7 protein-coding genes are annotated in these 13,356 nt (G+C 38.7%); 4 read left to right on the forward strand and 3 right to left on the reverse strand.

Annotated elements, in window-relative coordinates; all coding sequences use genetic code 11:
* Nucleotides 1–228 precede the first annotated feature (228 nt).
* Nucleotides 229–1,551 carry an HD domain-containing phosphohydrolase gene (locus tag EXT47_RS20645; protein WP_130127460.1) on the forward strand — a complete coding sequence of 441 codons (1,323 nt, stop codon included), beginning with the start codon at nucleotides 229–231 and terminating at the stop codon, nucleotides 1,549–1,551.
* A gap of 265 nt (nucleotides 1,552–1,816) precedes the next feature.
* Here EXT47_RS20645 and EXT47_RS20650 read toward each other — a convergent pair whose 3' ends face one another.
* Nucleotides 1,817–4,855: an FAD-binding and (Fe-S)-binding domain-containing protein gene (locus EXT47_RS20650; RefSeq protein WP_130127461.1), complete on the reverse strand. Its 3,039-nt coding sequence runs from the start codon at nucleotides 4,853–4,855 to the stop codon at nucleotides 1,817–1,819.
* Nucleotides 4,856–4,994: 139 nt separating this feature from the next.
* Here EXT47_RS20650 and EXT47_RS20655 point away from each other — a divergent pair, with 139 nt between their 5' ends.
* On the forward strand, nucleotides 4,995–5,201 hold the full coding sequence (locus tag EXT47_RS20655) for a PGPGW domain-containing protein (protein WP_130127462.1): 207 nt from the start codon (nucleotides 4,995–4,997) through the stop codon (nucleotides 5,199–5,201).
* A 34-nt stretch (nucleotides 5,202–5,235) separates the two neighbouring features.
* On the opposite strand, the gene ppsA is transcribed toward EXT47_RS20655, so the two are convergent.
* Nucleotides 5,236–7,611 (reverse strand): phosphoenolpyruvate synthase, encoded by a 2,376-nt coding sequence (gene ppsA, locus EXT47_RS20660; protein WP_069019173.1) that lies wholly within the window; start codon nucleotides 7,609–7,611, stop codon nucleotides 5,236–5,238.
* A 143-nt stretch (nucleotides 7,612–7,754) separates the two neighbouring features.
* Here ppsA and EXT47_RS20665 point away from each other — a divergent pair, with 143 nt between their 5' ends.
* Entirely contained in the window at nucleotides 7,755–8,564 is an 810-nt protein-coding gene (locus EXT47_RS20665) for a pyruvate, water dikinase regulatory protein (RefSeq protein WP_039495336.1), read from the forward strand.
* Between the two features lie 31 nt (nucleotides 8,565–8,595).
* On the opposite strand, the gene EXT47_RS20670 is transcribed toward EXT47_RS20665, so the two are convergent.
* Entirely contained in the window at nucleotides 8,596–9,951 is a 1,356-nt protein-coding gene (locus tag EXT47_RS20670; RefSeq protein ID WP_069019171.1) for a class II 3-deoxy-7-phosphoheptulonate synthase, read from the reverse strand.
* A 2,523-nt stretch (nucleotides 9,952–12,474) separates the two neighbouring features.
* On the opposite strand from EXT47_RS20670, the gene EXT47_RS20675 reads away from it, so the two are divergent.
* The gene (locus tag EXT47_RS20675) at nucleotides 12,475–13,341 is read left to right on the forward strand and encodes a DNA replication terminus site-binding protein (protein WP_130127463.1); all 867 of its coding nucleotides are present in this window, start codon (nucleotides 12,475–12,477) and stop codon (nucleotides 13,339–13,341) included.
* The last annotated feature ends 15 nt before the right edge of the window (nucleotides 13,342–13,356 follow it).

Here is a 13,356-nt window from a genome sequence, read left to right on the forward strand (position 1 = left end):
GATTCACTGACACATGGAAATGAAACTGTAATTATTTAATATTAAGCGATAGTTACTAGCCTAGTTCTCTAAAGTTTATACAGTTACTAGTTTGTTTCTTAAGCATATATTAAAAAGTTATTAATCAGGTTGAAGGGTAATATTAGACTTAAGGCGTATTTTATCGGTTTCTTGTCGTGGTTTGCTTTTTGAACTAAGTTTAAATTAATTCATTTAGGAGATAGAACTTTGGAATTTGGCGAGCAATCAACGACTTCAAATGAAGCGATACGAGTGCTTTGTCTCGATGATGAGACGAATGTGATACGGTCGTTAAATCGCTTATTCCGTCAAAATGGAATACACGCTGAGCTCTGTAGCGATCCACAGCAAGCCTTGGCGCTGATCCGAGACTCCTCTTTTGAAGTTGTTATTAGTGATATGCGGATGCCTGAAATGGATGGCGCCACATTTTTGCATGAAGTAAAGCGTATTTGCCCAGATACACAACGGATATTACTGACAGGATACTCTGATCTTGCTTCAACAATTAAAGCCATTAATGAAAGTGGGATCCATGCATATATTCAAAAGCCTTGGGATAACGATATACTCGTACATACCGTGAGAGAATGTTCAGAGAAATACAGGTTAAAAAGCGTAAATAAGAGACTAAATGAAGAAATAGTACAAAAAAATACGCAACTAACAGAATTAAATGAAAACCTTGAAGGACTTGTACAAAAACGTACTGCACAGATCCGCAAAGTATTAAGTCAATTAGAGCAAGCTAATCAAAAAGAACGTAAAGAACATCGGGCTACCGTCGAGTTACTTTATAATTTTCTGAATGCAAATCCATTTATCGATGGTAAAAAAGCGAAGAGCATAGCCAAATTATGTAAAATTATAGCTAACAAGCTAGAACTTTCTAGTGAAGTAGCTGAAACAGCTATGATGTCAGGGTATTTAGCGGAAGTAGGTTTACTTGCTATGGACCCAGAAATTTATAAATCGCCACCTAGAAAACTAAGCGAAGCACAAAAGAAAATTTATTATACGCATCCTTCCATTGCACAGCTTATGTTGATGCCAGCGCAGCACTTATCTGACGTATCCGAGGCGATTTATCATCAGTTTGAAAAATTTAATGGTCAAGGGATCCCTAAAGGTCTTAAAGGCAAAGAAATTCCTTTGGGCTCACAGATACTTGCGGTCGCCCGAGATTATTATGACAATTTATACAGCGCTAACGGTTCTGATAAAGAGAAAGCCGATTTAGCCCTAGACCTTATCCGAACCTATAGAGGAAATTTCTACTCCCCAGAAGTTGTTGATATTTTAGAGCAAGCTGTAAGTAACAATGAGCTAGGCCAAGAGCAAGTCGGTTCGGTTGATATATTGACAACTGAAAAGCTCAAGCCAGGCATGATATTGGGTTTAGCGCTTCACAGTAATCAAGGAATTTTATTGCTACCAAAAGGCCATACCTTTACCGATAAGTCGATAGATAAACTTAAGCAGCTGGAAACACAACGCCCAATCCCCTTTAGAATTATGGTCAAGCAATAATAATAGCTTATTGACTTATCAGCGACTGCACTATCGAATACTCGTTTACTGGTGTTGTATAGATGATGGTAAATATAGCTTTTAAGTCTTTAATTGGATCAATGTTATTGAGCCGTCAATTATAGTAGTTCAAGAATAAGGGACTTGTGTTCGCGCAGTATGCCCAAAGAACACATCATACTATAAAGTGAATTTACTCAGTTTGTCTTCGGCTAAAACTATTAATAAAAAAAGCCCAGTAAACTGGGCTCGTTTAACTACTATACTAATCTAGTAGTTTATTAAGTGCTTGAAGCGGGTGTTTTGGTTTTTCTCCACTAAAGCGCTTAACCTGACATCGACAAGAGAAGCCGGTCACTAATACTTCACCTTGAGCCGCGTTATCAATATGATGCTGCCATGAGGATTCGTAGAGGGCTCTTGAATTTTCTTGATTTTGCGCTTCGTGGCCATAAGTTCCCGCCATGCCACAACAGCCCGTATTAACCGTTTCTAAATTAGAGTTCAACTTATTAAAAATACCTTGCCAAACACTTTTAGATTCAGGCATTGCTGTTGTTTCAGTACAGTGATTTATCAACGTAAATTTTGATGGACTGATTGTCGCAGCCGTTGGGATATCGATAGTGGCAAGCCATTCATGCGCTAGTTGTACCTGAAAGTCTCCCCTGTTCTCTTTGAGAATATCATTATATTCATCGCGATAGCACATCACCAAAGAGGCATCGAGCCCAACTAAAGGCCTGTTATATTCACTGATTGTATTTAAAAACTGTGCGGCAGTCTTCGCAGTCGATTTAAATTCCTTTAAAAAGCCTTTGACGTGTTGTGGCTTACCGTTTGGTTTGAATGGTAATACAAGTGGATAAAACCCAAGTTTTGATATAACTTGCACAAAGTCCGATACTAATTCTGCTTCATAGAAACTAGTAAAAGGATCTTGAACAACAAATACCACGCTTTTTTGTTCTTCATCGCTTAACTTTTCAAAACTGCGCTCTGAATAGAAATATTTGTTCGGCACTAACTTGCTAAGCTGCACCTTACTTAGCGCTGGCGAGTCGATATAGCCAATCAGCCGTTCAACGAAAAAGTTTGATATGCGATTACTTTGTAGAGCGTTAACCAAATTTGGAAACTTAGCCATGGTAGGTAGTGCACGCTCTATATTCGCAACTAAGTAGTCTTTAAGTGGACGATTATAACGGCTGTAGTAAAAGTTTAAAAACTTAGCTCGAAACGTAGGAACATCCACTTTTATTGGGCATGCCGTTGTGCACGCTTTACAGGCTAAACATTCATCCATTGATGCTTTAACTTCATGGGAAAAGTCATATTCGTTTTTCTTTCGGGTATTGAGAAAGCGCTCCCACCAAGTAGTATCATTTTCATGATTGATTAATTGCTTTTCTGCAGCAATCAAATCGATCCCTTTATTGCTTTGTAGTCGTAACCACTCTTTAAATAACCCAGCGCGTCCTTTTGGAGAGTTTCTACGATCTTTGGTTACCTTATACGATGGGCACATTGCTGAGTTGTCATCATAGTTAAAGCAAAGTCCGTTACCATTACAATTGATAGGTGCTTCGTAGTTTACTTTTACTTCAGTTGGGATTGTACGATCAAACCAAGCTCTCTTCTGTGCATCGACCGACACTAATTGGTCACTTGAATCCAGTGGTGTACAAATTTTTCCAGGATTTAGGCGATTGTTTTTATCAAACAAACTTTTAATTTTACGAAGTTCATTAAAGAGTTGCTCACCGAAAAACTCTGGTCCATATTCACTTCGGTAACCTTTTCCATGCTCTCCCCACATTAGTCCTCGGTATTTTGCAGTTAACGCCACTACTTTATCGGAGATCACACGTAGTAATTTTTCCTGTTCGGGGTCGCACATATCAAGTGCAGGGCGCACATGTAAAACTCCGGCATCAACATGACCAAACATACCATAATCTAATTGGTAACTATCAAGTAACTCTCTAAATTCAATGATAAAATCAGCAAGGTTTTCAGGCGAAACGGCTGTATCTTCGGCAAAAGCAAGTGGCTTTTTATTACCTTTTGCGTTACCCAATAAGCCAACTGATTTTTTACGCATCGCATAGATCTTAAGGATATCCGTTTTATCGTTGGTAAGCTGATAACCAATAACACCCGCCTCTTTATTCGCAATAAGCTGATCTAGTCGTTGACATAAACTATCGACTTTAGACGAAATTTCATCTTCGGATTCACCATTAAACTCAACCATGTTAAGACCTTGCATCTCAACACCTGGTACATCTTGAATTAAGTCCGATACCGAATGCCAGATGATGTCTTCTTTGGCAAGACCTAGAACTTTACTATCTACAGTTTCGACCGATGTAGCATTAGCGGAAACCAAGAAAGGGCTGTTTCTAAGCGCTGATTCAAATGAGTCATATTTGATATTGATTAGGGTTTTATATGGCTGAATTGGCGTTAAATTAAGTTTTGCTTCGGTTACAACACCAAGCGAACCTTCAGAACCCGTAATAATTCGAGACAAATCAAAAGTAGTTAGTGAATCGTCGAATACATTTTCGAGGTCATAACCGGTTAAAAAGCGGTTTAGTCTTGGAAATTTTTCAAGTATAAGTGCTCGATTGCTTCGACAGATCTCGATGACATTTGCATAAATGTGCGAAGTCTTTGAATTTTGCTCAGCTAGTAGCTCGGCTTTATCAATTGCTAACTTCGAGGTATTTAACTCTGTTCCGTCCACTAAAAAGGTTTTAAGCCCAAGAACATGATCGCTTGTTTTGCCATAAACGAGTGAACCTTGGCCCGACGCATCAGTATTTACCATACCACCTATTGTTGCTCGGTTGCTGGTGGAAAGATCTGGAGAAAAGAAATAGCCGTAAGGTCTTAGAAAGTCATTAAGCTGATCTTTGATCACACCCGCCTGAACTCTAACCCAGCCTTCTTGTTCATTGATCTCAAGAATTTCTCTCATGTGTCTCGATAGATCAATCACAATACCGGGTGTAAGTGATTGACCATTCGTACCAGTTCCCCCGCCTCTAGGGCCAAAAGTGAGAGACAAAAATGGGTCTTGTTGGGCGATTTCAAGTGCAAGTTGTACGTCTCGATTTGTTCTAGGAAATAATACTGCTTGAGGGATTTCCTGATAGATACTATTGTCGGTTGACGTAACAAGACGAGTTGCATAACTCGTATCAATGTCCCCACTAAAACCTGCATCAGTTAGTTTACTTTGATAGAGGTTGATAAGTTCGTTTGCAGAATCCTGCTGACTAATATTTGCGATCATGACGGTATATTTTACTTGCTTTGAATTAATTGTATCACGAAGGATTAATGATCAACTTGAGAATTTTATGGTTTGTTACAATTGGAAATAGTTTATTTTACCACACACCTTATACTCATATTGTATAGGAGGAAATAACATGAAAATTACTTACGACCTTGTTGGTATTGTGTTTTGTATTCTAGCATTGATCTTCTTTGTTGTGCCCGGTCCGTCGGTTATCTTTTTACTTGCGGCCTTGGTGTGTTTCTCAATGAATCATGAAGGCGCAAAGAAGCATTTAAAAATTGTGCAGCGTTTGTTTAAGCTTGGCTGCGAAAAGTTAGATAGGACATTTCAGAAATGAAATGGCCCCAATGTGTTGCATTGGGGCCATTAAATTATTTAGTAAACTTTTCGGCTAGATAAAGCCAAGTTTCGAGTACTGTATCTGGGTTAAGTGAAACCGAGTCAATCCCCTCTTCAACTAACCAAGCTGCAAAATCTTCATGATCCGATGGACCTTGACCACAAATACCTACATATTTGCCTTTTGCTTTAGCAGTTTGAATTGCCATTGAAAGTAGTTTCTTGATAGCTGGATTTCGCTCATCAAATAGATGCGCGATAAGACCAGAATCGCGGTCCAGACCGAGTGTTAGCTGGGTAAGGTCATTTGAACCAATCGAGAAGCCATCAAAATATTCTAAAAACTCTTCGGCAAGCAGGCAGTTTGATGGAAGTTCACACATCATAATGACTTTTAGACCATTCTCGCCACGTTTTAGACCATGAGCTTCAAGGATTTCAATAACTTGAGCTGCTTCTTCTAGGGTACGAACGAATGGGATCATGATTTCAACGTTGGTTAGATCCATCTCATTTCGAACACGTTTAATGGCTTCACACTCTAATGCAAAACACTCTCTAAAGTCTTCAGAAATGTAACGAGATGCGCCGCGGAAACCTATCATTGGGTTTTCTTCTTCCGGCTCATACTGCTGGCCGCCAACCAAGTTTGCATACTCGTTTGACTTAAAGTCAGACATACGAACGATTACACGCTCTGGAGCAAATGCTGCACCTAGCGTAGAAATTCCTTCAACTAGCTTGCTGATATAAAACTCTACTGGTGATTCATATCCTGCGATTAGCTCATTAATTTCAGCCTGTAGCTCTGCATCTTGCTTATCAAAATGAAGTAGTGCTTTAGGGTGAATACCAATCATACGGTTGATGATAAATTCAAGACGCGCAAGACCGATACCTGCATGTGGTAACTTCGCAAAATCAAACGCGCGATCTGGGTTACCTACGTTCATCATTATCTTCATCGGAATAGCTGGCATTGAATCGATGCGAGAAGAAATAACATCGAATTCAAGCTCACCTTTGTAGATATAACCTGTATCGCCTTCGGCACATGATACTGTTACCGTGTCGCCATTGGTGATCAAATCGGTTGCATTACCACATCCAACCACAGCTGGGATCCCCAGCTCACGTGCAATGATTGCAGCGTGACAAGTACGTCCACCACGATTCGTTACGATAGCAGAGGCACGCTTCATGATAGGTTCCCAATCAGGATCCGTCATATCAGTAACAAGTACATCGCCTTGCTTTACCGAGTCCATTTGATCAATTGAAGACAGGACTTTAACTACGCCTGAGCCAATCTTATGACCGATTGCACGACCTTCAACAATAACTTCAGACTTTGATTTTAGCTGGAAGCGCTCCATTACGTTCGCATCTTCATTTGAACGAACGGTTTCTGGACGGGCTTGTACGATATAAAGCTTGCCGTCATTACCATCTTTTGCCCATTCGATATCCATTGGACGACCGTAGTGCTTTTCGATAATAACAGCTTGTTTTGCTAATTCTTCTACCTCTGCGTCTGTAATCGAGAATTGGTTAGATAGTGCGGAGTCTACATCAACAATCTCTACTTGCTTGCCGTGAGACTCATCACTTGAGTAGATCATTTGGATTGCTTTTGAGCCAATATTTCTCTTAAGAACAGCAGGTTTTTCTTTTGCAAGCGTTTGCTTATGAACATAAAATTCATCTGGGTTTACTGCGCCCTGAACTACCATCTCGCCCAAACCATAGCTAGAAGTAACGAAGACAACGTCTTCAAAGCCTGATTCAGTATCGATTGAGAACATAACACCAGACGATGCTTTGTCTGAACGCACCATACGCTGAATACCAGCAGAAAGCGCCACGCCTCTGTGATCATAGCCTTGGTGTACACGATAAGAAATTGCACGGTCATTGAATAGCGAAGCAAAAACATGCTTGATAGCGACCATTACGGCATCAATACCACGAACATTTAGGAAAGTTTCTTGTTGGCCAGCAAAGGAGGCGTCTGGCATATCTTCTGCTGTTGCTGATGAACGAACAGCAAAGGAGACATCTTGGCTTGCGTCACCGTGTAACTGGCTATATGCCTCACGGATTGCTTTATCTAATTCTGGTTGGAATGGTGTATCGATAACCCATTGTCTAATCTGGGTGCCGACTTTGGCTAATTCGTTGACATCGTCAACATCGAGAGTATCTAGGATTGAGTGGATTTTTTCATTGAGGCCTGATTGCTCAAGAAATTCATTAAACGCATCAGCAGTTGTTGCGAATCCACCAGGTACTTGTACACCAGCGTTAGCAAGGTTAGATATCATTTCACCTAGAGAAGCGTTTTTACCACCAACTCGAGGTACATCTTGCATACCCAACTCTTGATACCAGAGAACGTAGTCTTGCACGGAACTGTCTCCAAAACAAATTGTATTAAATGTGAGAGATTAATTGACCTTTCCACTTGGTCAAGGGCATTCTACAACGGTAAGGCAGTCTTCGTAAACCGCGATGGCTTATTTTCAACAATTTCTGAATGAATAATAGCAAAATGAGAACAGCATTTTATATTTCCGATGGTACCGCTATCACCTCTGAAGTGTTTGGTCACGCAACGCTTTCAATGTTCCCTGTAGAATTTAATCACCAAACGATACCATTTGTAGAAACAGTAAAAAAAGCAAATGAAATCAAAAAATTAATAGACTCGGTTGCTGAGACTTCAGGTGAAAAACCATTGGTGTTTTTTACATTCGTTAATCCAGAATTGTCCGATATTATTTTATCGTCGCAAGGGGTTTGTTACGACTTTTTATCTTATGCGAGCGAAATAGTAAAAAGAGAGCTAAAAGTTCAGCCGGTGCCAAAAATGCACCGCACGCATAGCATTCACGAATCTTCTTATGATTTTAGAATAGATGCCGTTAACTACGCACTTGCAAATGATGACGGCGCAAATATTAAAGATTATGACGAGGCAGACATCATATTGGTTGGTGTCAGCCGCAGCGGTAAAACGCCGACAAGCTTATATTTAGCATTGCAATATGGGATAAAAGCCGCGAATTATCCGATGACAGAGGATGATTTAGAAAGTGGAAAACTACCCAAATGTCTGGATAAATACAAAGGTAAGCTCTTTGGCTTAACCATAGATCCCGAAAGACTAGCCGCAATAAGGCAAGAGAGAATGGCAAACTCCAAGTACGCATCAATCAGACAATGCCGTATTGAAGTCAAAGAAGTCGAGATGCTATTTAAAAAGAATAGAACGCCTTACTTGAACAGTACACGTTATTCCGTTGAGGAAATATCAGCAAAGATTATTTCTGAAACTGGGTTAAAGCGCCATAAATACTAAAAAGGCCGCAATGCGGCCCTTTGTTTGTTGTTTATACTGTTTTACGAGCGTCTTTTAGTAGATCAGCAACTAAAAATCCTAGCTCTAAAACTTGGTCTGCGTTTAGACGCGGATCACACTGGGTGCGGTAACGCTGAGATAAGTCTTCGTCTGATAGACCATAGGCACCACCAACACACTCAGTGACGTGTTGCCCTGTCATTTCTAAGTGCACACCGCCAGGATAGCTACCCTCCGCTTTATGCACTGCGAAGAACTGACTGATTTCTCTTAGGATATTGTTAAAGCTACGTGTCTTATATCCAGTCGTCGCTTTTTCAGTGTTTCCGTGCATCGGATCCGAAGTCCAAATAACTTTGCGGCCTTCTTCTTGAATTCTGCGAACTAATTTAGGGAGTTTTTCCGGCAACACATCTGCACCCATGCGAGTGATAAGTGTTAGACGACCAGGAATATCATCAGGGTTAAGCGCATCGACAAGCTTAATTAACTCATCTTCTTGCATCCCTGGGCCAACTTTTACGCCAATTGGATTTTTAATACCACGGAAAAATTCGATATGTGCGTGATCTAATTGACGCGTACGTTCACCAATCCAAACAAAGTGAGCAGAACAATCGTACCAATCCCCCGATAAGTGGTCTCGTCTAGTTAACGCTTCTTCATAACCTAACAATAGCGCTTCGTGTGAGGTATAAAGCGGAGTTTCCTTCAGGCTTGGTGCTACTGTTGAATCGATGCCACAAACTTCCATAAACTCAAGTGCTTCTTGAATACGCTCTGCGAGTTGTTGAAATTTGTCTTTTAACGGATTTGCAGCTACGAAACTCATATTCCAGCGATTTACCTGATGCAGATCAGCAAGGCCACCCTGCGCAAACGCGCGAAGTAGGTTAAGTGTTGCTGCTGACTGATGATATGCTTTCATCAATCTATCAGGATCTGGGATACGCGCTTCTTCCGTAAACTCAAAACTATTAACGATATCACCACGGTATGAAGGTAAAGAAACACCATCAATAGTCTCAAAATCTGAAGAACGGGGCTTAGCATACTGCCCTGCCATTCTAGCAATTTTTACTACCGGGCATTTACCGCCATATGTTAATACGACAGCCATTTGCAAAAGTGTCTTGAACGTATCACGAATATTAGCGGCACTAAAATCTGAAAACGATTCTGCGCAATCACCACCTTGCAATATAAAAGCTTTACCTTCGCAAACATCTGCTAGGCTTTTATACAAGCTTCGCGTCTCTTCTGCAAAAACGAGCGGTGGTGCTGAATTTAGTTCTTTTTCAACTGATTTTAACTTCTCTGAATTTGGGTATTCAGGTTGCTGCAAGATAGGTTTATCTCTCCAGCTATTTGGGCTCCAATTAGCCATTGTATTTTCCTCATTCCAATATGTGTTACCACCATTGAACAGTACCCCAAGCCCCCTTATTCATCAAGGAAAAACTTTAGTTTGTTTTCACTAAAGAACACATCATACATAATGTAATTTCAAAACTTGAAACATTCGATAAAACTATTTAAGAAATTAATCACAATATCAAACTCATTAAGATATGATGTTTTTTAATACATCTTTCCAGCGAGCACAAAACGGGACTTAAAGTTGACGAGTATCGGACTTTTATATTCTAGTCTTTAAGTCGCTATAATGAGTACGATCACTCATTTTAGAGTGAATTGAAGACCCTGGAACCTATACCAATATCAAACATAATCTTGTCGACGTCTTGTTTTTCACTTTGAGTACCTTGATTAGTAGCGCTGACGAATAGAAGTCAATTCAAGAATTTGTGATCAAGCGGAATCCCCCACCCTACCTCTTCAGCAAATCGTCTGATAAAGCATTTATATACAAAGATGACACACTGACTTTAGCTGGAGCGTTATGTTAAATTGGAGGTTTATTTAAGTTCAGACTAGTAATCTAACTCAGTTACAAGTCATTGGATAACAACTCGTCGTATTTTATGAGTAGGAAGGAAGCAAGAAAAAATGAGTCTATAGTGATAGCTATGAGTACGAATCACATATGGTATATAGTTTTTGAAAGTAGTGACGCGTAAAGATACTTCCAACAGGCCTATCCTCCAATGAGAACTCAACACTGAAAAGATTTTTCTTCAATGCTCTGGGTTATTTAAATAAAATAAATTTTCTTGATTAAGCTATCTTATTGAAACAACGAAATCTCGCTGGGCAACGTAGTAACGCAGTGCTTATCTCTATAATCAGATAAAAATAAGTAAAGTATTCTACTGTCAAGAAGGTAGTATTGATAACAAGAGTACTACTGAGTTTGCTATTGACCCTCACTCTTTTCTTTATGTCTAACACAACGACTTTTTTATTCTTACAGTATCAAGGGATAGTCACTTTGCCTAAAATAATTAGGTATAAAGTTACTCGCTCAATAGCTTAATGCTATTTTCCTTTCCAAAAATCTCACTATTTTCGGGACAGTTAATTTCAGAAATATTTTCCCATTAACAGTTAGCACATCTAGCTTGACTCGCTCTCAAGCAAGTTGTTCAGACGCTTGAAAAGATCTCTGTCGACTTTGCTCGTTGACGATCAGACCATGAATTCAGGTGTAAAAACTATATGATATTTAAATAATAAAAGCACAGGAGTAGTGTCTTCTATCAACTCCTGTTTTTCCATTATTTTAACTTCGCTACAAATCGAGTACGGCATTGACATTAGTATTTATTCCGGCGAAGTTTGAATAATAGTAAGCAATCACTGAAGTAGCTGGTTTAGTTACTATAAAGTTAGTACTAGCGTTGCAACTCCGAACTGAACATATGCATGAAGCAAAAGAAACTTATACTATAACCGTCTTCGTGTTTTAGTCAGGTACGACTACAAAAGTGCGGATGTTACTCGAAGATTCATAGCCAAGAAAAAGAAATGGTAAGGTTGTTCTCTTTGAAAGTGCAAAATTAAACTCAGTATTCTACTCTATAATTTAGCCAATCCCATTAAAGGATCCAAAATAATGACTATTTCATAGTGAGTATACACTTACTAACAATCTATCATCTTCCCTTTCCGGCCTAACTAGAATTTATTAAACCTTCATGCCTACGAAAAAGTGCTCGGTCGAAACAAAATAAGTGAACACTTACTATTGTTTTTCACGACTAAAGAAGAAGACTCTGTCAGTATCAAAAGTTGACTTTAATTTATAAAAAAGAGTATTATCGCGAGGAGCCACAAGGAACACATCATACATTTTTGATAATTTATAAAAATCATTACCAAATTTAAAAATTAATCAAAGAACTGATAAGTAGCGTTGTCATCCTGAGTGATTACTAGCCACCGCTTTTAAATAACTATTGCCCGTTAAGAACTCCTATAAAATTTATCAAAATCCAATTTTATAGGAGAAATCCAAAAAAATTTGATATAATTATGTCCTACCCATAAAGAACACATCATACATGGATAAGTGAAACAATCTCAGTTCCACAAAACTAATTAGCCGTTTCAACAAGACAACATAAAATCATTTTCCTATTTTAAAATTCACTAGCTAATATTTTATTTCTCAAAAAACCTAGACACTCCGGAATAAAAGCTTAATAAGTGAAGATAAATATGAGCTATCAGAGTATTTTTGATATAATTTGTATACATCTATTGGAACACATCATACTTTTATAAGTAATAAGCATTTACCTCATCACTAAAATATTCGCAAATAATTGATCAGATACCTAGCTTCTCAAACTGATATTCTAATAAGGTATCCAACTTAATTCAGAAAATGGAGGTCTAGTGCAAATGATGTTGTTAGTTTGTTCCATTAGATACTCATAATAAAATCGCTTAGCGAGATTCCATTCTTTTTGGTATAATATAAGAAATAACAAGAACACATCATACAATGAATAAATTTAATATACGCTCAACCTTCGATATTCTTAACGAACATATTAATCAGCTATGCCATGAACTGACTGAAGCCGATATAAAAAAGGCAACTTTTTATGAACTGCCTGATATAAAAAAGCAAGATGAAGAAACCGCTCCAACAAATATAGCAGTTGCAAAAATAGAAGGTGAAAAAGCACTCTCTAAATGTTTAGATGCTTATCGCGATCTCTATTTGAACGACCGCGAAAGCGGAAAGTTGTTGCAAAGGTTCCCAGGTCTTTTGTTAGTCAATGACCCTAAAGAAGTTATCAAGTCTAGGGTGAATGCAGTGAATCTTGCCAAAGAAAATTTTAAAAATGCTATTCTGGAAATTTCTAACAATGATGCCAGATTCGAAGCTGTTCATAGTGCAGTTCCTAACTTAATGACTTTGGCTGCCTATCGAAAAATACATAGCGAATCCACAGCTCCCTATTCCGTTCGATTTACCTGGATGAAAAAACATGCAACCAGAGTTTTGAGTAAAGAACTTGCTATGGAGATGTTGAATCGCTCTTCACTTTATTCAAATCCGAGGATGATAGATCAGGAAAAGTGGCAACAGCTAGTAGAACAAGAAAAATATAGAGTTTCTAGTCTATCAGAAAATGCAAAGCTCAGAATTAGAAGGCCAACCAGAGTAACACCTGAGGTGAATGTGAGATATACAGCTCAAAATCGCTATCATGTAAGTGCCGCACTTCCATTTATACTCTTTAACCCACATCCAGACACTAAACTTGGAGAGTTAAGTCATTTTACACAAAAAGATGATCATCCAAGAAAGCGAGAGTACAACTTTCTAGTCGATAGAATTTATTTAGAAAGATTTGAATAATAATAAGGTTAATTC

Source organism: Pseudoalteromonas sp. CO342X (genome assembly GCF_004208915.1).
Lineage (GTDB): Bacteria > Pseudomonadota > Gammaproteobacteria > Enterobacterales > Alteromonadaceae > Pseudoalteromonas > Pseudoalteromonas maricaloris.